Source organism: Maridesulfovibrio sp., from assembly GCF_963676065.1.
Lineage (GTDB): Bacteria > Desulfobacterota > Desulfovibrionia > Desulfovibrionales > Desulfovibrionaceae > Maridesulfovibrio.
The window spans coordinates 4,076,408-4,096,384 of sequence record NZ_OY780933.1 but is presented as its reverse complement, the minus strand read 5'-3'; the positions used below and the strand labels follow the sequence as shown (position 1 = coordinate 4,096,384).

Sequence of the window (19,977 nt, the reverse complement as noted above, 5' to 3'; positions counted from 1 at the left end):
TACCAGTGAGCACTCTGCCTGATTTTACGGCCATTAAAGATCTTAAATACGGTGAGGACCCGGTTTTTGATGCATGGTTGCTGCATTTTATGACAGCCAACCATCTGGAAAGCATAATTGACCCGGTCAAAAACGCCTCTCCCGAACAGCTGCGGTTCATGGTCGCGCTGGATGAGAATCAGGTCTTCGCGCCTTGTTCCGACTGGCAGTTTAACAGGTTGGTTACTCCCGGGCTGGCTGCTGATCTGCTGGATGTTTATGTGTATGTCTGGCGGACTTTAGTCAAGCTGGTTAGAAATCATGTGTCAGACCACTATCAGCGTAAGCTGATCCTGAATCTCTGCCGCCACAAATTCAGGCAGGCCCTTGATTCTTCTATTATGATACCTATGCGGCTGCTCAAAAACATGATCACCATTTTTCTTTCCCGCAGCGGGCTGGATGATCCATATCGAAATCGCAAGGAGCTGCTTTTCAGCAGGGGCAAAGCCTACGTGGAAAGTGAGTTTTTCAAACAGGCCATGGAATCCTGCCCCTATCCTGCCCCTGAGTGTGAAAATCTGGCGGATATGCGGTTTGAGCTGGATATGATTGAGCTGGAGCGTATTTTTCGGCTTTCCAGCCTGCCGGATCAATGGAGTCAGGCTCTATTCGGCGGGGATTATCAGCTTTATTCAAAAATGTATGCACGCGATGAGGTCGATTTCAGCGCGGTCCGCAATGTTTTTCACGGCAATAGCGGCGGGCTTAAAATCTTATATATTCCGGATGATACCGGGGGCCTGATGGCCGACCTGCTGATGATCAGATCCCTGCTGCGCCAAGGTCATAACGTCATCCTTTCGCTGAAAGAAGGATTCTGGTTCGATTCCCCGACATTCTGGGACAGGGAGAACAATTCCCTGCTGGCCGAGTCCCTTAAGGATGCGCTGTTCATAACTGAAGAGCGCATTTCAAAAAATGATTTATTGTCGCACCTGCGCGAAAATCCTTTTGTCGTTATTTCCGACGGAACCCGTGAAAGGCTTAATCTCATACGCTGCAGTGTTACTTTTGCGCGTGCATGGAAGGAATCGGACCTGATTCTTTCCAAAGGCTGGGGGAACAGGCGCAGGCTAATCGGAAATACAAATCTGTTTACCCGCGATATTATCTGTTTCTACCGTAATCTTGAAGGTGAATTTAAACTTGAATTCAAGGCCAAATCGCCAACAGTCCATAAATTTACTGAAGCCGGAATTTCCGCCAAGGCCGATGAGATTATCGCCGAAATGCAGCAGGCGAGAAGTGAACGTAAGGCAGTTATGTTTTACAGTGCCGTTGTGGGCAGTATTCCAGGCCAGGTGGATACGGCTATAAAGGTCCTTAATACCTTTGTAGCATATCTGCGCGACAGGCTGGCAGACACATACATCATCAACCCGGCCGAGCATTTTGAAGAAGGCATGGATGCTGACGATCTTATGTTCATGTGGGAAAAAGTGCAGCGTAGCGGATATATCACAATCTGGCGTTTTCAGACTTATGACGATATTGAAACCAGCTTTGAACTTATGGGTGAAAAAGTTCCCCCCGTATGGGCGGGTAAGGACTCAACGTATTCCACTGGATGTACCAAGGAAATGCACATAGCGCAGGACGTACAGCGCCGCCATCGTGAATTGCAGATCATCGGCCCAGGGCCGGATAAATTTTTGAGACGGCGCGAATACGGAGTCGGGCGGTTCAGTGATGTGGTTATTGAGCCGTAAAAATCTATATGAAGAATAAAGTTTCCATCTTTAAAACACTGGCGGTCATCTGTCTGTTTTCAGTGCTGCTTTGCGGTTGTGCTGCCAAGATCGGCCCTGTGTCCAATCAGCGGCCTGCAAATCAGCATACAAAGACCAGAGTCTGGAAAAGTAAAAGGGACAGCGGAAAGTTTGTTGCCGGTCCGGTTCGCTATTCCATGCTTTCCGGACAATCGGCTACCATTGCCGCGCGCCGGATATCTGCAAAAAATCAGAGTTTGCGTACATGGCGCGATATGGGGCCGCAGATTCGCAAATCAATCGAATACGTGCAGCGCAACCCGTCCGGGGGGCTGGCCCTGAAACGCAAGGAGTTGCGTTTGACATGGGGGCAATTGCGTAGATCCCTTGAAGACCTCGAAAGACTGTTACCCCGCCTTGACCGGAATCCGGAGTTGCTTGGCAAGTATTTTGTCTGGTATGAACTTCAGTCCGGTGCGGAAATGACCGGATATTATACCCCGGTTATAGAGGCCAGCCTGACTAAAAAAGGACCGTATAAATATCCTGTTTACAGGTTGCCCCCTGATCTTCGCAAAGCACGTCCGGGACAGACCCATCCCTGGTCGGAACAGTTGCGCAAGGCTTACCGGGTTGAAAACGGTAAGATACTGCCGTATCATTCCCGCCGTGCTATCGATGTAAATAAAGTTCTCGCCGGACGCGGGTTAGAAGTTGCATGGCTTAAGGACCCTGTGGATCTTTTCTATATGCATGTGCAGGGGGGCGGAGTTCTGCGTCTTCCTGACGGGCGATTGCGTACAGCCGTTTTCAGCGGTAGTAATGGACGTCCTTTTAAAGGTCTGGGCAGCATCATGCTCCACAGCGGAGTGCTCAAGAAAAGTCAGCTTTCCCGCAGCAAGATAAAAGCCTGGCTGCTCAAGCATCCTAAACAGATGTGGGAGCTGATGGCTAATAATGAAAGCTACATTTTTTTCAAGGTAACCCGAGGTCAACCGCAGGCGGCTATTGGTAAGCCTCTTAAGTCACTGATAAGTCTGGCAAGCGACCCTAAACTGATTCCACTTGGCTCCATCGTGGGGTTCCGTACGGATATTTATCCTGAAAGAGGGCGTCCCGCTCGTCGTATTAACGGAGTGGGGCTGGCTCAGGATACAGGTAAAGCCATCAGAGGCACACGCCTTGACTACTACATCGGGACAGGTAATGAATTTAAATATCCCGCACATCACCTAAAAACGCATGTGCCTGTATATTTATTGATAAGTAAATCTGCTCTGCGTAGATAGATTATATTTAAAAGAATAATTTAATGTTACCCGCGGCGAAGCCAGAGTAAAAGGTTTTGGGATTCTTAAACCCTTTTGCAAAAGGGTTTAAGCCGCCGGAGGCAAAAGGAGCTTATATATAATGACTCAATTTGAAACAGTGATCGGGCTTGAAGTTCACGCCCAGCTTAAGACCAAAACCAAGATTTTCTGCGGTTGTTCCACTGAATTCGGTAAGGACCCTAACGATAATGTCTGCGAAGTCTGTTCCGGTATGCCCGGAGTACTTCCTGTTCTTAATGAAAAGGTCATGGAATACGCTGCCAAGATGGGACTCGCCACCAATTGTACCGTGAACCAGAAATCCATTTTCGCCCGTAAAAACTATTTTTATCCCGACCTGCCCAAGGGCTACCAGATTTCACAGTTCGACCTGCCTATCTGCGAGCACGGTCATCTTGATATTTCATGGGAAGATGCGGATGGAGAAAAACAGAATAAGCGCATCGGCATCACCCGTATCCATATGGAAGAAGACGCCGGTAAAAATATTCACTCCGTAGCGGAAAACGCAAGTTTTGTAGATTTGAACCGTACCGGAGTGCCGCTGATTGAGATAGTCAGTGAACCTGATATGCGCAGTGCCGATCAGGCTGTTGCGTATCTTAAAGCCCTGCGTTCTATTCTGCTCTACCTCGGAATCTGTGACGGAAACCTTGAAGAAGGCTCTTTCCGTTGTGATGCAAATATTTCCGTGCGTCCCGTAGGCCAGAAGGAATTCGGTACCCGCGCCGAGCTGAAGAACATCAACTCCTTCCGTAACATCCACAAAGCGATTCGTTACGAGGTTGCGCGCCAGATCGATCTCATCGAGGACGGCGAAAAGATTATTCAGGAAACCAGACTTTACGATGCGGATAAGGGTACCACCCATTCTATGCGCGGTAAGGAAGAAGCTCATGACTACCGCTATTTTCCAGACCCGGACCTTGTTCCCGTGGTCATTGAAGATGAATGGCTGGGTGAGTGGCAGGCTTCTCTGCCCGAGCTGCCCGCGGAACGCAAAGCCCGTTTCATTGATGAGATGGAGCTCAGCGAGGATGATGCCGAGCTGATCAGTTCCGAGAAGGACATCGCCGATTATTTTGAATCCGTTCTCGATGCTTATGATAAGCCTCAAAAAGTAGTTAACTGGATCAAAGGCGACTTCCTGCGTGAACTTCACCAGTCAGAGCTGACAGTGGAAGAGTGCAAATTTAAGCCTGAAATGATGGCCAAGTTGATACAGCTTGTCGATAAAGACGTAATCAGCATCAAAATTGGTAAGGATATCTTCAGTGATGTTTTTGCCGAAGGACTTGATCCTGAAAAATACGTAAAAGACAAGGGACTGGTCCAGATTTCGGACAGTTCTTCACTTGAAGCCGTGGTCGATAAAGTGCTTGCGGACAACCCGGACGAAGTCGAAGCCTTTAAAGGCGGCAAGAAGAAACTTATGAGTTTCTTTATGGGGCAGATTATGCGTGAGACCAAAGGTAAAGCCAACCCCGGCATGGTCAGCAAAATGATTTCCGAAAAACTTTCCTAAATTAAGCGAGATAGATAATGACCGAGCATATTCAGTTTTCAGCTGAGAAAGATGCCCTTGTACTTTTGGATCAGCGTTACCTGCCAAATCGTGAGGACTGGTTCGACTGCAAGACCACTGACGATATCGTAGAAGCTCTCGTGGTTATGGTTGTTCGCGGCGCTCCGGCAATCGGTGTGACTGCCGCGTACGGATGTTATCTCGCCGGTCGCGAGGTAGCCGGAAGCGCGGACTGGAAAGCTGAGCTGGAAAAGAACCTTGATAAGATTGAAAATGCGCGCCCCACAGCAGTTAACCTGCGTTGGGCCGTGCTTGAAATGAAACGGGTCTGGGCAGAATCTGGTGATGTTTCCCTTGATGCTCTCTGTGATATCTGGCTGAAGCGGGCAAAAGAAATTCACGCGGACGACATCCGCATGTGTGAAGACATCGGTAAGTTCGGCGGCGAATTGATGGACGATGGCGATACCATTATGACTCACTGTAACGCCGGTGCACTGGCTACCGCCGGTTACGGCACCGCACTGGGAGTTGTGCGCGGCGCGGTTGATCAGGGAAAGAAAGTTTCCGTAATCGCAAACGAAACCCGTCCCTTTCTTCAGGGCGCACGGCTGACCGCTTACGAACTGCACCGTGACGGAATTCCGGTAAAGGTTGCCTGCGATAACGCCTGTGCATTGCTCATGAAAAAAGGTCTTGTCCAGAAAGTTGTGGTCGGTGCTGACCGTGTCGCAGCCAACGGCGATGCCGTGAATAAAATCGGAACCTACGGAGTAGCTCTGCTTGCCCGTGAATTTGGAATTCCGTTCTACGTTGCGGCCCCGGTTTACACCATTGATCCCGAAACTCCCACCGGTGATGACGTCCCTATCGAGGACCGTACACCAACCGAAGTAACTCACATCGGCGATCATCGCATCACTCCAGAAGGCGTGGAAGTCTTTAACTTCGCATTTGACCCGACTCCCAATGAACTCATTGCCGGGATCATCACCGAAAAAGGTGTATTGAGACCTCCATACACTGAGGCGATCAAAAAACTTTTTGAAGAGGATTAGCTGCTGGAACGCGGTTGTATATACTGTATAGATCAGCTCTGAATTCAGTCCTGATCTTAATCTTAGCATTCAGGACGACAATAAACCTTTACAGTTCTATACTCCTTGTGCCATATGACTTTTTTAGGAAGATTTTAATAGCGGGAAGCAGATGTCTTCCCGCTTTTTTTGATATATAGTGAGCAGTGCGGATATTATAATTTTTCGGCTTGTTCACGTTCATTTTTCGGAGGACGGCCATGCTGCCAACCATCGCACTTATCGGACGACCTAATGTAGGAAAGTCCACATTATTCAACAGGTTGTTGAGAAAAAAAAGGGCTATCACACATGATATGCCCGGTATCACCCGTGACCGTATTTACGCTGAGGGCCACTACAACGGCACTCATTACGCCCTGATCGATACCGGCGGTCTGGTCATGGAAAGTGATAATGATTCTGAAGAGTTTCAGAGTGATATTTTTGAACAGGCCCGTGAAGCTATTGAGTCTGCGCATTCCCTTATTCTTGTTGTTGACGGGCGTATCGGTCTCACTCCGCTTGATGAGCAGGTTGCCGCATATATTCGCCAGAGCAACAAACCTATTCTGCTGCTGGTTAATAAGGTTGACGGTGCCGAGATGGAAGCACAGGCCACTGCTGATTTCCATTCTCTCGGTTTTGAAATAATGCCTGTTTCCGCTGAGCACGGCTTCAATCTTCTGGAACTTCGTGAAAAAGTCGCGGATATGGCCCTTGCCACCGGGATTGAATACGAAGAAGATGAGGAGGCCAAAGGTCTCAAGATCGCAATGCTCGGTCGACCCAATGCCGGTAAGTCCTCCATGGTCAATGCATTGACCGGTGAAGAGCGTGTCATCGTAAGTGACGTGGCCGGAACCACCCGTGACAGCGTGGATGTTACTTTTGCCAGCGGCGGCAAAATGTATACTTTTGTGGACACAGCCGGGGTGCGCCGTCGGACAAACATAACTGATACTATCGAACGGTTCAGCGTTGTGCGTGCTTTAAGAAGCAGTGCCAAGGCAGATGTAACCATCATGGTTGTGGATGCTCTTGCCGGAATTACCAAGCAGGATAAACGTCTGCTGGAATATCTGCTGCGCGAGGCCGTTCCCTTTATCATCACCGTCAACAAGATTGATCTTGTTTCCAAGCAGGAGCGTACCGCTCTGCGTGAAGGCTTTGAAAGAGCCCTGCGTATCGCGCATCATGTCCCTGTTGTGTATACATCATGCATATCCAAATCCGGACTGGGCGGGATTCTTGCTCTTGCCAGCAAGCTTAAGGCTGAGTGTTCGATCCGTATTTCGACTGGGCAGCTGAACCGCATCATGAAGGAAATCGTCGAAAAGCATCAGCCTCCGGTGGTCAAACGCAGAAGGGCGAAGTTTAAGTACGTCACACAAGCGGACGAAGAACCACCTACGTTTATTTTCTTTATCAATGACGAGAAGCTGATTAAGCCGACCTATCAGCGTTTTCTGGAAAACAGGCTCAGGAAGATATTGAACGTGAAGATTGCACCGCTAAACGTTGTTTTCCGGTCTACCTTCAGAGCCAAAGAAGACATAGTTCATAAATAATTGTAGAAATATTTAAAATACTGTTGACAATTAGGACCTGCGGAGATATTACAACGCTTCCTGAGTGAGTGAAGCGCTTCGCGTTTCTCACTACATATACGGAGAGGTGGCCGAGCACGGCTGAAGGCGCTCGCCTGCTAAGCGAGTATAGGGCTTAAAACTCTATCGAGGGTTCAAATCCCTCCCTCTCCGCCACATGAAAGTACTAGGCAGCTGGAAGTATCCGGCTGCCTTTTTTTTACGGTGCCGCAATTTTGCTCTTGTTATGTGTCCTCCTCAGTTGCAAGATACGATGCTTTTCTGCTAAGTATTTACGTTATTGTTTGTAACTGAAATCCTTTTATGTGCTGCCTTCAGGTGCTTAATGATAAATCTGATTAAAGTTGTTATTGCTGATGATCATGCTCTTGTCAGGGAGGGGTTGAGTACGATCCTTAAGTCCCAGCCCGGAATCAGTGTACTTGGTATGGCTGAAAACGGGGAAGAGGCTGTGCGGCTTTGCAGGAGATTGAATCCGGATGTGGCACTGATGGATTTGTCTATGCCCGTCAAAAGCGGAGTGCAGGCCATTCAGGAACTCACCGGAGATGTCAGGACAAAGTTTCTGGCATTGACCGCTCATGTGGAGCCTGATCATATTTATTCCGCCCTTGATGCAGGGGCCTGTGGCTACGTGCTGAAGACTTCATCCAGTAAAGAACTGGTCATGGCGATAGAAACGGTGATGGAGGGCAAAGTCTATCTCGCACCGGATATATCAGCCGAGGTGGCAAAAGGTTTTTTACAAAAGGAACGAAGCAGGAGCAGTGATAGTCTGGATTCCCTTACCGAGCGTGAGCGTGAAATTTTAAAGCAGATTCTTGCGGGATACAAGAATCGGGAAATTGCCGACCTGCTTGTTATCAGCATCAAGACCGTGGAAAAGCACCGTTCTAATCTGATGAAGAAGCTCGGGATGCGTTCAAAGGCAGAGCTCATGGCCTATGGCGAAGAGTTGAAAAACCGAGGTATTTTTCTTTAAAGATATATATAAATTATTTTCAAAAAAAGGTTGACATTTGAGGCAAGTTCGGGAAAATTCTTGTCTCACCTTTTGGAGAGGTGGCAGAGTCCGGTTGAACGCGGTAGTCTTGAAAACTATTGAAGGTGCGAGCCTTCCGGGGGTTCGAATCCCTCCCTCTCCGCCAGTTAATAATTCCACTCGATAGCATAGAGTGGCGAAAGCCCTGCAATAGCAGGGCTTTTTTGTTTTCTAAGTTCCACGAGATTTCATGGGGTAGGTTGATACAGACCTTTTTATTGAGTAAGAGTTTGAGTAACCAGTTTTTTTGTTAGAAAGTTACTCAAGCCTTAACGGGTCTACACTAAACAAAGGGGCGCAAGCCCGATTAATCAGATTTTCCGCCGTGATTTTTTCCCGACTACCCGCACAAAATCCGCACACCTAGACGGTAATTTTCTAAGTAGCTAAACCCCTATGCCGACCTCTGGATGAGCTTCATTTTGCGATGAGATCCTTCAGTTGTTCCGTTGCTTTTGCCGTAACGAAACATCCGGGCCACTTCCTTTTTCCAACTGTCAACGTTCAGTCCAGTGTCCGAAGAATAGCAAAATGATTTTTGCTGGAGTTGTTTGAAATGTTTCTATTCCTCTCGACTCCGTTTTCATCTTTTCTATGAAAATCTCAAAAACAAAGACTTGGCTTTCGTATTACAGTGTAATATGTTGTAATACAAATGGAGGACATGAAAAATGATAAGCAAAGAACCGAAGAGCGAAGTAGTAACAATTCGAATGACTTCTGAAATGAAAGAGCGTGTTGAAAAGCTGGCTCAGGCAACGAATAGATCGAAGGCCTTTTTGTTTGGCGAAGCTATTTCCAGTTATCTTGATGTTAATGAATGGCAGGTCAAAGCGATTCAGGAAGGGCTGGATGAAGCTAGAAGTCCAGAAGCTAAGTGGACCTCTCAGGAAGATTTAGAGGCAAAGTATGCCGAGGATTAAATGGCTTGAACGGGCCGTTCAGGATTTGGATTCAATTTCCGAATACATAAGTCAGGATGATCCAAGGTCAGCTAGAAAAGTAGTCTCAGCCATATTAAAGAATGTGAAGAGTTTGGAGCAGCATCCCCAAATAGGACGAGCTGGCAGAGTGCCGGGAACTCGTGAGTTGATTGTGCTTAAAGGGGCCTATCTTGTGGCGTACTGCTGCAATGAAGATGTCGAGATTTTGCGAGTGTTGCGGCATAGTCAGGATTATCGGGGCAGTTAAGAATCTCTTTAGTCTATGGTTTTATTCTTAGAACTTTTTTTATAAAAAAGGAGCCAACCGTGGTATCGGCTGACTCCTTTCGATGGTCTAAAGAAGGCTTATTTACTGGAGATGTCTTCAAGCTCCTCCGACAGTTGGACGAGGGTCTTTAAAGATTCTGTTGAAACTTTGACTCTTTCACTAATTGCAGCGGCTAGTTCGTCTACCTCGCCTATCGAGCGATTGATTTCTTCTGAGCTGGCTGATTGTTCTTCAACAGCGGCAGCAATGTTTGTTATGTCCGTGGTAGACTCTTGAATAAAGGCAACGATCTCTTTTAATTGACTCCCTGATTTTTCTGCATATTCAGCTGCCCTTACTGCGAGCGTTTGTGTCTCGTCAGTAATGTTTTTAGATTTACTTGTCTGGTCGCGTAACTCGGTGATAACAGTTTCGACCTCTTTAGTGGCATCCACGGTTTTTTCTGCAAGCTTTCTAACTTCATCTGCAACAACGGCAAATCCGCGGCCAGCCTCACCTGCTCTGGCTGCTTCAATCGCGGCATTAAGGGCAAGGAGATTGGTTTGATCTGCTATGTCGTTAATTACGTTGAGAACTGTACCTATGCTTTCCGCTCGGTCTTCCATTTTGCCCATTATCTCGCTCATGAGTTCTGTTTGGTGCTTTACTTCTGTGATAGCGGTTGTTGCATTAAGTACTATCGCAGCTCCGGTCTCGGCGCGGTCACGGGTTTCATGAGATTTTTCGGATGCCCGGCCTGCATTTTCGGCAACATCAAGTACGCTTGCGTTCATTTGCCCCATAGCTGAGACAGTTTCGGATAGCAGCCTTTGCTGACTGAAAACTGAGTCATCAACTGCTTTCATTTCCTGCTCAAGGTCAATACAACTACCGGATACTTTTGCTGAAGCTATTTTTGTAGAGTTGTTAACCTCGTTAATTTTGTCCAGTTGGATATTAATTGCATTCTCTTTCTCTACAAGGTCACTGACATTTCGGGCTACCTCAAGATAACCGAAAGTTTCACCTTTTGAGTTTTTGAGCGGAGTAGCAACTGGCTGTATATGGATATCATTACCATGACTGTCCTGGAGTAATAGAATTTCAGCTTTGTTTTCCCGGCCGGTCCGCATGCTTTTTTCGATAGGGCATCTTTCTGTGGAACATATTTTTGTTTTAAAAATGTTCGAGCATTTACTTTCGCTTATTCTCTCGTCACTTAAGCCGGAGAAATCCGCTACAGCTTTGTTTGTCAGAAGCAGGTTGAATTTTTTATCAACCACAAAAATAGGATCCGGAACAGCATTCACGACATCTACGTACACTTGCATACTGGTAACCATTTCTGACAATTTACCGAGCATGTCGTTGAATAGTTTGCACAGATTCCCGATCTCGTCATCAAACCTGATTTCCATTGTACTATCGAGATCGGCCCGGTCTTCATTAATATCCCTTATTTTCTCTGAGATGGCCCGGACCGGTTTAAGTATTTGAATTGAGAGGCTCAGGTATATGAAAATTAATGGGATAATCAAAATGGCGGCGAGGCAAATCAGCAACCATGTATTGGCGGTACTTGAAAGTACAGCCAGTTTCTCGATGTTTAAAACGCCGATTAGGACACCAACCTGTTTGCCGCGATAGTCAGTTATGGGCAATGTAGCTAATGCTATATTGTCCATGTTTTGGATGATTCTCTTGGTTCTTCCTTCATCCAGCAGTTGTTTGCTCAGAAGACCGGTATATTTATTTTTGTCGGTAGCGCTTACCAGTACGTAGTCGTTGATTACCGGGTATTTAGATTCATCTTGCAAAGAAGTAGACGTGCTCAGTAGATCTTTGTTCATGAAGAGCATTGTGGATATCCCCGCATTCTCAACACTCTGCAAAACCGGTTTGAAACTCTTTAAGACTTCCACTGATCCTAGCGTGTTGCCGGAAGCATCTTTTACCGGAATGAGTCCTCTGATGGCGAACCCGCCTCGTCCCAATTCAATCCCGCCAACGGCTTTTCCTGTTTGATTGACGTCCAGAACTGTCTGGCGGAAACTTGATATGTCATCGGAAATATCTACCCATTTGCCGTTTCTTTTCGCCTGTTTATCGCGCCAAAGACGTACAAGGCTCCTGCCATTGGGCAAGTGGAAATGCAGCCGTATCTTTCCTTCTCCTAATGCCTGATAGCCTTTCAGTTCTGATTTCAGTTCTTGCCTGATGTTTTCGCGAGCTCTCTGAGTTTCGGGTGAGCGTTCGTTGTCGATGTTTCCGGAATGGGCTATTTTGAATGCTTCAACCACATCCGGTCTTTGCGAAAACAAAGCGGCAAGATGTTGAGCGGCCTTGGCGGAGTCGTTTATACTGTTCTTAACTGATATGAATGCATTGTTAACTTTTGATTCAACATACATTCTTTTTAGTTCTGTGAATGATTGGTCAATAATATAAAAACTTATGCATCCCAGCAAAACAACAACGATAAGTTGCGGCAGGATAAGTTTGGTGTTTAGTTTCATTTTTTTTCTCCGGTTGTGAAATTGTAAGCAATTTAGCATATCACCCGCGAAGACTTGAAACAACATTTTTATATTTTGCGGCTATTCTCTACAAAATTCACAAACGGAGATTGGTTTGGGTGTAATTTATGAATCAAATCACTTGAACTATGTGATCATTTTCACTTTTGAGTTTTGCGGAAAAATTCTATCAGACCATAATTAAGCCCTCGGTTCCTAGAGGGTCGAGGGCTTTTGATATTTATTTCTGCACTGTTATACTGGTGCAATGCTGAATAATGTGTCTTTAAATGTGCGCTATGTATTGAGCTTATTATGCAGTTTTGGGAGGAGATCCTGCTGTCTTATAGGAAAAAGCTGCTTGCTCAGTTTGATGCATGCTGGCTTTAGTTTCACTTACGCGCATAGTACTGCATCTGCATTTTGGGCACATGGTTTCGTGTATCAGTTCATACCAGTGCCCAGTCCAACCACAATTCAAACATTTATGGACCATAAGTCCTCCTTGTAGCATGAGTTTAGACCCCAGCCGGAACTGGGGCCATATAACAGTATTAAGGGGGTTATTGAGAAGTAGAACTTTCGATTGCGATTTTTCTCGAATTGCTTTCAACAAGTTTTGTTCTGGGCATGGTAACGCGAAGTATGCCCTTGTTTAATTTCGCAGTTATATTTTCTTTGTCTGCATCTTCAGGAACATTCAGGACTCTTTTGAATGAGCCATATGAACGCTCGACTCTGTAGTAGCCTTTTTCTTCAGTTTTTTCTTCATGCTTCATCTCGGCAGAGAGAACCAGAACATCATCTTTAAGATCAATAGATAAGTCTTTTTCCTCAATGCCGGGAAGCTCGGCTTCAATTACATACTCGTTATCTGTTCCGTAAACATCTACTTTGGGTTTAATGCTCGTCTTACCAAAGCCCGGTTCAACTTTGTCAAAGAATTGCCTTGGCGATGGCATGCCGAAGTCTGAGAACATTGAATCTACCATACGATCAAAGTCCGCGTGGAAACGGTCAATCGGAGAAGCGTAACCACTTACGCCCAGTCCCGTTTGTTTAATCGGAAGGGTCCTTTCGTGTTCGCTTTCCTTCTTGAACCAGTTCCAGGGATTCAGCTTAGAAATGCTCATAGCATCCTCCTTGAAAGTGTTTAAAGTTAGGGTCATCAATAAATTAGTAAAGCAGATTTTTGGCCTGTCAATAATGCGAAATATATTTTTTAGCTTATCAAAAAATCATGATGTAATTATGTCGTGAGTGGAGGAGAGCTGCCTCGAAAGAGGTACATGTCAGTGCGAGCCGATACTCTTTTTAGAGGCAGTGACAAGGCTTTTGAAAAGGTTGCGCTGCTGCTTTGAGGAAATCAAAAATTCAGGATGCCATTGAACACCGAGGATAAATCCTGTTTCGGCTTCGATTGCTTCAACCATATCGTTTTCATCAGTTGCTGAGATGCTCAGATCCTCTCCTAAAATATTTACAGCCTGATGGTGGAGAGCATTTACTTGAACGTTTGTGGCCTTCAATATCTCCTGTAGTTTGCTTCCTTCTTTAACGAGAATTCTTTTATGGGGTAGTACCGTGTACGGGTGGTGGACATCTTCATAAACGTCGGCCACCTCTTGGTATAAAGTTCCGCCTTTAATTACGTTGAGCATCTGCATTCCTCTGCAAATGCCAAGAACCGGAATATCATGCTCAATGGCTTCGCGAAGAAGAAGCGACTCAAGTTTATCTCTTTGGGCTGCTTCATGCGGGGCTTGCTTCAGCCCGAATATGCTTCTCAAGAGATAGGCTGTGATACCTAGGACAGAGTTGAAAATAATTTCAAATAAATTTTTATCGGGACTGTTCTCTTTCGATTTTTTAATGATTTCAGTGGCTGCGTTTTCGGCATATAATTCCGCTGAAATGTCCGCGCCCCCGGAAACGATTAAACCGTCCACGGCTTCGATTGCGGAAGGCTTTTCCGGGGTAATGCGCAAAGGAGTTCCCCCGGCTAGGAAAATATTAAGCCGGAAGAAAAACCAGGGGATGGTCCCTCCTTTGTGCGCAGTGCAAACTCCGATTACCGGTTTGTCCATGGGTTGATCGCCTTATGAGAATATTCTGTCCAAATAGTTTTTGTTTTCCCTCAAGAATTTATTGCTGAGTTTTTCAATCTCTTTTTTATTATATGCCAATTCTTCAATTTTGACCCACCGGTTCCATTCAAGAGCAATAGACCATTCTTTTTCGTCAATGCGGCAATCAGGAAGGCGATAGTGGAAAGTGGGGCGGGGCTTGACCAGAGCGCTGTCATTAAGCTTTTTGAAAGTACGTTCTTTATCAATGTATGCGAATAGACAAGTCATATCCAGTGGGCGGTTTCTGGTGGGGTTGTATTCCAGATAGTCGTCAATGAGCTGTTTAATGGCCGGTGCATATTCTGGATGGAGGACTTTCGCTATGTATTCATGATCGAAATTGTTGATGAAGGGCATTATGCGTCTTGTTACATCAACATTGATTTCCTCTTTGAGCCAAGGCTGAAGCAGGAAGAAAGAGCGCAGGTAATTTAAAATCGTCTCAGCATCCAGTGCTGGCAGTTCCGGGTTGAACTGCATACCGAATCCATACAGAAAAGAAGCTCTGGTTCCTTTCGCCTGCATCTTAAAAAGTTCTTCATTAAGTGTGGATAGCTCGGGTATTCGGTCGATCGGTATGGGAGGTGTGACCAGCTCAAAAGGGACTGCTATTTTAGATAAGTCATACATAGCATTATCTAATAGCTGTTCTTCATTCTCGTCGATTGTGATCCCTAGCTTGTTGATAAAATCAAGGTAACGCTTTTCTTTTAGCTGCTGTGAATCAACTTCCAGTATAAAATCACCGAATTCTGTGTTCACAACTTTGTGCTGGAAAGGAGATGCAGTCTCTAATTCTCCGCCATAAAGTTCGCAGATTATATTTCCGATTGATTCAAGATCAATACCAGTGAATTCCAACTCAAAACCAACATGTCGCTTGTCACCATTGGCTGTGGTCATAACAGGAGGGTTGTTCCAAAGCATATCTTTCTCCATTTGAGTCATATTAGTTTCATGCAAGCAGCTAAAGGCTCTGATGATAAGAGCATAATCAAATATTTTTGGCATCCTACTTTTAGTGTATTTTATATCTTTCTTTTCTACGCTTCGATCATTTAATTCCAGACAATATTAGGTAGTGCTTCCAATGCGGTGATCTGTTACTGTCCTCTTAGTTTTGTTCTAATTGTCTTGCGGGAGCGGGCTTCTTTTAAAGGGAGAATATGATGAGAAGATCTATCGGTTTCAGTCTGTTGATCCTGTGTGTGCTGTGTTCCTCGGTTTGGGCCGGTCCTCCGTGTCCTGACTGTTGCAGTCCGGAATATGATAATACGGTTATGAATAGTTATCGAAAGCTTATGTTCAAGGATTCTGTTTATGGCAATATCCCTGAAATGGGTAAGGGCATAAGACTTGGGGTATATCAGGCTCAGGCCGATTGCGGGCCGGGAGCTTCAGCTAAGAACATGGATCGCTTGGAAAGTGTGGCAGGGGTGGCCAAAAAGCGCGGTGTTCAGTTACTTTCCTTTCCAGAACTGTATGTTACCGGATACACTTTGAGTCCTGAACAGGCCCGAAAAGTAGCTGAGTTTAAAGACGGTCCCAGCATCACACGTGCCTGCTCCATAGCTAAGAAAATGGAAATGGCCTTGATTGTACCCTATGCTGAAAAAGCTGAAACCAAGTCCGGATTACGGTATTTTGATTCAATCGCCATCATCAATGAACATGGTAAGCTTTTGGACAGTTATCGCAAAGTTCAGCTTTACGCGGGTCAGGAGAGGGATAACTGGTCTTTCGGAGATGTCGCCCCTAAGATGTTCAAAGTTTTCGGATTTCCCGTGGGCGTACTGAATTGTTATGAAAATGAATTTCCGGAACTTGTGCGTTCTCTTGCCTTGCAGGGTGCAAAGCTCATCGTAGGGCCCACTGCTGCGGATTGTTATTACACCATGCCTAATGGTAAACGCAGCGACGTTCCGTATCCTGATATCTCAACATTACTGCTGCCGGCTTTCGCCTATGCCAATAATGTCTTTTACGCTTACAGCAACCGGGCCGGGTATGAGAGACGGGAAACCGGTGAGTGGCATTACCGGGGAAACAGCATAATTATAGGCCCCCATGGCGACGTGATTGTTAAGGCCGGGCATCAGCAGGATACTATGTTGATCGCCGACATTGTGCCGGAATATTACGGAGCGACTCACCCGGAACAGGATTACTATTATCTGAAAGACCGCAGACCGGATCTATATAAAGAGTTGCTTAAGAGCAAAGTTGATTTTCTCAAGGGGGGATATGTGTATCCTGTTTATAAGGATGGTAAGGAAATTCCGCGCTAGTTTTTAGCTGTCGATCTAAAAAGAGCACCGGTCCCGCAAGGGACCGGTGTAGAATGTGTTTACCTTTAAATTTGCTAAGTGTGCGGTAATCAGGTTGGGTGTATGAATTCTGACTTGTTGGACTGCGGATATTCAGTTGTTTTAATTAATGTAGTGCGTTTTAGGAACCCTGAGCAGTGCTGCGGAATTTATGCCGCTCTTGTTGATAAGTTCAAGGGTCACCATCATTTCATCCTCAAGAATGTATCTGGCCCGGTCGGCCTGATGTCTGCGGAAATCGTCTTCGTAAAGTCTTACGAGATCAATAGTATTGCCCATGGAATTGATAGTGCTGCGCAGTATCCGGTGATAAGATGTTATGTCAGGATTCATGGTGAATTGATAGGGCTTCTGCGCTATGACCAGAGGTTCTTCAATGACCTTGAACGATCGGACCAGACCCAGGCGTACACACATGTCCCACCCCATTTCCTGCTCGGCAGTGGACCTGAATGTCCCCACTTCATTGTGCAACCTGCGTTTATATAGCAGCCCCCTAAGGTCGCAAATCTCGCAGATCATTTCACGGGCCTGCGCTAATGGCTTTACTTCCTGTGCTGTGTTTTCCGCCCCGTATAAAACATGTCCGCATTTTATTGCGATAGCGTCATCTTCCTCTTCGATTTTTTTCAGCAGCTCAGAAAGTGTATGCGGCAGAAGTTTATCGGATATGTCAGCCCAGAATAAAAACTCGCCTTGGGATGCAAAAAGTCCGGTATTGTATAATTCGCTTATATTTTTCTGAGGGCTGAGTAATTTTATTTTCAATTCGGGAAAGTCACGTGAAACTGCGGTAATCAGGTCGTTTTGCTCTGAAGAGTTGAGGAGTATGATTTCAAATGATTTTTCAGTTTGTTTGGAGATCATATTTAGAAACACAGGAAGCTTCCTGTGTTCCGCAATGCTTTCCATAGGAACGAGGATGCTGATTTTCAGCTTCTCTCCTCTCGGTGATTCTGGCATGCGCGGCCTGAGGGTATTTTTCTCTTTTGATATTACCAGCCCCTTGTTTACGTGGGAGACCTTTCCTTTTTTATTGAGTTTGAACCATGTCTTGCCCAACACATCATTCACGCTCTCGCTAAAGCCGCCTTCGCTACGCAGTGTTTCTGTTTCGAACATTGCGCAGGCTCCGATTTCGTTGAATTGGGGGAGAGAAATTGCTGCTGTCCCGGCCTTGTGGTCAAATAAACTTCCAAGTCTTGAAAACATGATTTCATCAAAGCAGCTGTCACTGCCGATGTATTCCATGTCCCGTCTGTCGGCGATCATACGTTTCATGTTCGGATAGCTGAGCACAGTGGCAGAATTTTCAAGAAAATGTTCGCGCAGTGAGTAGCAGAAGTTTTCTGTGTACTGGCTGTTCGGCGTGGCAGTGACCGTATACGCTCCTTTTGCCTGATCAAGGCCGAGGTTCAGCATCTGCTGGAGATTCATTCCTTTGGCATTGATGTAATTAAGTAAAAGCCGGTCACTGTATTTTTCTTTGAGCATTTCAGCCGTTTCGCCGCTCTCGTCAGCGTCAAGAAGGATCAGTTCTGTCAATAACAGCTGGTCCAGCAGCGCTTCAATTGCCAGTCTACTGTCCTCCGACCAATTAAAAACCGGAAGCAGTATGCTTACTTCGATATTGCCCCTGATTTCATCAATGGACAGACCGTTTTGCTCGTATAGTTTCTGGGCAGTCTTTGGACCATCGATGGCTGTCTGTCTGTAAAATTCATTCAATTCATGCTCAATTTTAAGTCCATCACCTAAATGATCGGTGGCAAATTCTCCCTCGGAATAATCATAAAGGGCTTTGGGAACACCTTTATCCAAATACAGGGCCCAGTCTTTTTTTCGTACACATGCGAAATCAGTTATGATGTCAAAATTCTGATAGTGGTTGCGTTCGGCTATTCCTATTAATTCGGGGGTAGGGCCACCCAGCAAGGTAGATTTTAAGCTGACTCCCTGCGCCTTCATTTCCCCGCCTACAGCCAAATCGAGAAGAGTCGGCGCGATATCAATTGACCTGATCAGGTCATGATTTTTTTGCGGCGTAAGTCCTTCAGCTATAAAAGATGCGGGCACACGGGTTTTATTATTTGCAAATCTCCAAGGTTTAACTTTGTCGTACTCGACATAATTCTCGTTAAGAATACAGCCGTGGTCAGAGGTCACTACTGCAATATCATTCTGACCGGGGGCGACTTTATCCCAAAGTGATTTGAAGTCTTTGGCTTGTTGAGAAATTATATAGAGGTAATCATCGGTGGTCCAACTGGATTTCTTTTTGCCGCCGAAGTCATGGATATAATAAAGGTGGAAATATGCGAAAAAAGGCTTCGTACTTTTGCGTACCATATTAATGAAATTATTACGTTTTTCATTGTCATAGCTCTTGTCGGGAGTTAAGTTGATGTTCGGGTATCCTGCCTCGAAAACATCAAATCCTCGTTTAGGCTGGCAGGAGTCGAGGCTGCTGTCCGACCAGCGGAAAGTCCGGTAGCCGTGATGTTTAAAATGTTCGGTGACGGTGAGGACATCATCTTTAAAATACCGGATGGATTGGACTGAGGAGGAGGCCATCCCCGTTAAACCGGGCCGCATGGCGGAAAAATATGCCGGGGCGCTGTTTCGAGTGGAGCCGCCGGTGGTCATAACGTCTGTGAATAAATAACCCTGCTCCATAACGTCATCAATTTCATTAGGGACGGCTTTTGGGGAAAGGCAGGAGGCCAGCATATCCGACCTGAGGGTATCAATTACAATCCAGATGATATTTTTCATACGGGGATTCCGGTTTACTGTTTTTTCGAGCATGAATGATTGCCACCATGCCAAACAAGTGGCATATTTGTACTAAATAAGCAAATTACATTCCAATTAATGATGTTGATCTGTATATACGTTGCTGTAAGAGTTAATTATATTGAATTAAATGTTCAAATTATGATATTAATTTTGTGTTGGCCGGTATTGTTTTAATGTGTGAATTACGTTGAATCCAAGGAGTTGCGTGTGAATGGATTTCCGCTCTGGCTGATCTGGCTGGGAGCCGGTCTTGCTCTTGCGTTACTTGAGCTTGCGGCGCCTGGAATGATTTTGATTTTTTTCAGTTTCGGTTGTTTGCTCGCCGCTTCTGTCGCTTATTTTTTTAGCGAGGCGCTTACCCTGCAGGTTGTAACTTTTTGCGTGGCGTCGGTTATCTCTTTGCTTGTTTTACGCAGATTATTCATAAGCTGGTTTCAGGGGCAGATTTCCGAGACCGAAAGTGACGGGTACGAAGACGGTCCAAAAGGTGCGCTGGCTGAAGCCTGTAAAGATTTTTCCGCTGATGGGTATGGTCAGATCAAGTACCGGGGCTCTTACTGGAAAGCTGTTTCAGATTCAGGTTATATTCTTGCCGCAGGTGATAAGGTCCGTATCATTGATTGGACCGACAAAAGTAAGACAACATTTTTAGTAAAAAAAATATGACATGTGAGGAGGGG

Annotated in this window: 16 protein-coding genes and 2 tRNA genes; 12 read left to right on the top strand and 6 right to left on the bottom strand. The window is 45.7% G+C overall.

Annotated features, from left to right (window positions below; all coding sequences use genetic code 11):
* Window positions 1-5 precede the first annotated feature (5 nt).
* The 8 genes from ACKU35_RS18515 (at window position 6) to ACKU35_RS18480 (ending at window position 8,441) form a co-directional block, all read left to right on the top strand.
* Entirely contained in the window at window positions 6-1,751 is a 1,746-nt protein-coding gene (locus ACKU35_RS18515; protein ID WP_319761659.1) for an ARMT1-like domain-containing protein, read from the top strand.
* 8 nt (window positions 1,752-1,759) lie between these two features.
* Window positions 1,760-3,040 carry an MltA domain-containing protein gene (locus tag ACKU35_RS18510; RefSeq protein WP_319761657.1) on the top strand — a complete coding sequence of 427 codons (1,281 nt, stop codon included), beginning with the start codon at window positions 1,760-1,762 and terminating at the stop codon, window positions 3,038-3,040.
* 121 nt (window positions 3,041-3,161) lie between these two features.
* Complete coding sequence (gene gatB / locus ACKU35_RS18505) at window positions 3,162-4,607, top strand: Asp-tRNA(Asn)/Glu-tRNA(Gln) amidotransferase subunit GatB (protein ID WP_319761655.1); 1,446 nt, start codon at window positions 3,162-3,164, stop codon at window positions 4,605-4,607.
* A 17-nt stretch (window positions 4,608-4,624) separates the two neighbouring features.
* Complete coding sequence (mtnA, locus tag ACKU35_RS18500; protein WP_319761653.1) at window positions 4,625-5,665, top strand: S-methyl-5-thioribose-1-phosphate isomerase; 1,041 nt, start codon at window positions 4,625-4,627, stop codon at window positions 5,663-5,665.
* Window positions 5,666-5,904: 239 nt separating this feature from the next.
* A complete protein-coding gene (gene der / locus ACKU35_RS18495) occupies window positions 5,905-7,254 on the top strand; it encodes a ribosome biogenesis GTPase Der (RefSeq protein WP_319761651.1) in 1,350 nt (449 codons plus the stop codon).
* 100 nt (window positions 7,255-7,354) lie between these two features.
* Window positions 7,355-7,449, top strand: a tRNA-Ser gene (locus ACKU35_RS18490).
* 169 nt (window positions 7,450-7,618) lie between these two features.
* Window positions 7,619-8,275 carry a response regulator transcription factor gene (locus tag ACKU35_RS18485; RefSeq protein WP_319761649.1) on the top strand — a complete coding sequence of 219 codons (657 nt, stop codon included), beginning with the start codon at window positions 7,619-7,621 and terminating at the stop codon, window positions 8,273-8,275.
* Window positions 8,276-8,349: 74 nt separating this feature from the next.
* A tRNA-Ser gene (locus ACKU35_RS18480) sits at window positions 8,350-8,441 on the top strand.
* A gap of 288 nt (window positions 8,442-8,729) precedes the next feature.
* Here ACKU35_RS18480 and ACKU35_RS18475 read toward each other — a convergent pair.
* Window positions 8,730-8,843, bottom strand: coding sequence for a transposase (locus ACKU35_RS18475; protein WP_319765436.1), 114 nt, complete (start codon window positions 8,841-8,843; stop codon window positions 8,730-8,732).
* Between the two features lie 163 nt (window positions 8,844-9,006).
* Between ACKU35_RS18475 and ACKU35_RS18470 the strand changes: the two genes are divergently transcribed.
* Together ACKU35_RS18470 and ACKU35_RS18465 are read left to right on the top strand one after the other, a co-directional pair.
* Complete coding sequence (locus tag ACKU35_RS18470) at window positions 9,007-9,258, top strand: CopG family ribbon-helix-helix protein (RefSeq protein WP_136672775.1); 252 nt, start codon at window positions 9,007-9,009, stop codon at window positions 9,256-9,258.
* Window positions 9,245-9,526, top strand: a complete 282-nt coding sequence (locus tag ACKU35_RS18465; protein ID WP_319761646.1) for a type II toxin-antitoxin system RelE/ParE family toxin — start codon at window positions 9,245-9,247, stop codon at window positions 9,524-9,526. The genes ACKU35_RS18470 and ACKU35_RS18465 overlap by 14 nt, the downstream gene beginning before the upstream one ends.
* A 98-nt stretch (window positions 9,527-9,624) precedes the next feature.
* Here ACKU35_RS18465 and ACKU35_RS18460 read toward each other — a convergent pair whose 3' ends face one another.
* From ACKU35_RS18460 to ACKU35_RS18445, 4 genes are all read right to left on the bottom strand, one after another.
* Window positions 9,625-12,042, bottom strand: a complete 2,418-nt coding sequence (locus ACKU35_RS18460; RefSeq protein WP_319761644.1) for a methyl-accepting chemotaxis protein — start codon at window positions 12,040-12,042, stop codon at window positions 9,625-9,627.
* A 563-nt stretch (window positions 12,043-12,605) separates the two neighbouring features.
* Window positions 12,606-13,175 (bottom strand): Hsp20/alpha crystallin family protein, encoded by a 570-nt coding sequence (locus ACKU35_RS18455; RefSeq protein WP_319761642.1) that lies wholly within the window; start codon window positions 13,173-13,175, stop codon window positions 12,606-12,608.
* Window positions 13,176-13,334: 159 nt separating this feature from the next.
* On the bottom strand, window positions 13,335-14,129 hold the full coding sequence (locus ACKU35_RS18450) for a gamma-glutamyl-gamma-aminobutyrate hydrolase family protein (RefSeq protein WP_319761640.1): 795 nt from the start codon (window positions 14,127-14,129) through the stop codon (window positions 13,335-13,337).
* A gap of 12 nt (window positions 14,130-14,141) precedes the next feature.
* Window positions 14,142-15,098 carry an amidoligase family protein gene (locus ACKU35_RS18445; RefSeq protein WP_319761638.1) on the bottom strand — a complete coding sequence of 319 codons (957 nt, stop codon included), beginning with the start codon at window positions 15,096-15,098 and terminating at the stop codon, window positions 14,142-14,144.
* Window positions 15,099-15,340: 242 nt separating this feature from the next.
* Between ACKU35_RS18445 and ACKU35_RS18440 the strand changes: the two genes are divergently transcribed.
* Window positions 15,341-16,459, top strand: a complete 1,119-nt coding sequence (locus ACKU35_RS18440; RefSeq protein ID WP_319761636.1) for a carbon-nitrogen hydrolase family protein — start codon at window positions 15,341-15,343, stop codon at window positions 16,457-16,459.
* Between the two features lie 141 nt (window positions 16,460-16,600).
* Here the strand turns inward: ACKU35_RS18440 and ACKU35_RS18435 are convergent, their stop codons facing one another.
* Window positions 16,601-19,273, bottom strand: coding sequence for a sulfatase-like hydrolase/transferase (locus tag ACKU35_RS18435; RefSeq protein WP_319761634.1), 2,673 nt, complete (start codon window positions 19,271-19,273; stop codon window positions 16,601-16,603).
* 231 nt (window positions 19,274-19,504) lie between these two features.
* Between ACKU35_RS18435 and ACKU35_RS18430 the strand changes: the two genes are divergently transcribed.
* Window positions 19,505-19,963 carry an NfeD family protein gene (locus ACKU35_RS18430; protein ID WP_319761632.1) on the top strand — a complete coding sequence of 153 codons (459 nt, stop codon included), beginning with the start codon at window positions 19,505-19,507 and terminating at the stop codon, window positions 19,961-19,963.
* Window positions 19,964-19,977 lie beyond the last annotated feature (14 nt).

Coding starts and splice junctions, on each gene's coding strand:
- ACKU35_RS18445 (WP_319761638.1), bottom strand. CDS start 15,098: ATGCTTTGGAACAACCCTCCTGTTATGACCACAGCCAATGGTGACAAG.
- gatB (WP_319761655.1), top strand. CDS start 3,162: ATGACTCAATTTGAAACAGTGATCGGGCTTGAAGTTCACGCCCAGCTT.
- mtnA (WP_319761653.1), top strand. CDS start 4,625: ATGACCGAGCATATTCAGTTTTCAGCTGAGAAAGATGCCCTTGTACTT.
- ACKU35_RS18460 (WP_319761644.1), bottom strand. CDS start 12,042: ATGAAACTAAACACCAAACTTATCCTGCCGCAACTTATCGTTGTTGTT.
- der (WP_319761651.1), top strand. CDS start 5,905: ATGCTGCCAACCATCGCACTTATCGGACGACCTAATGTAGGAAAGTCC.
- ACKU35_RS18435 (WP_319761634.1), bottom strand. CDS start 19,273: ATGAAAAATATCATCTGGATTGTAATTGATACCCTCAGGTCGGATATG.
- ACKU35_RS18455 (WP_319761642.1), bottom strand. CDS start 13,175: ATGAGCATTTCTAAGCTGAATCCCTGGAACTGGTTCAAGAAGGAAAGC.
- ACKU35_RS18470 (WP_136672775.1), top strand. CDS start 9,007: ATGATAAGCAAAGAACCGAAGAGCGAAGTAGTAACAATTCGAATGACT.
- ACKU35_RS18465 (WP_319761646.1), top strand. CDS start 9,245: ATGCCGAGGATTAAATGGCTTGAACGGGCCGTTCAGGATTTGGATTCA.
- ACKU35_RS18440 (WP_319761636.1), top strand. CDS start 15,341: ATGAGAAGATCTATCGGTTTCAGTCTGTTGATCCTGTGTGTGCTGTGT.
- ACKU35_RS18510 (WP_319761657.1), top strand. CDS start 1,760: ATGAAGAATAAAGTTTCCATCTTTAAAACACTGGCGGTCATCTGTCTG.
- ACKU35_RS18450 (WP_319761640.1), bottom strand. CDS start 14,129: ATGGACAAACCGGTAATCGGAGTTTGCACTGCGCACAAAGGAGGGACC.
- ACKU35_RS18485 (WP_319761649.1), top strand. CDS start 7,619: ATGATAAATCTGATTAAAGTTGTTATTGCTGATGATCATGCTCTTGTC.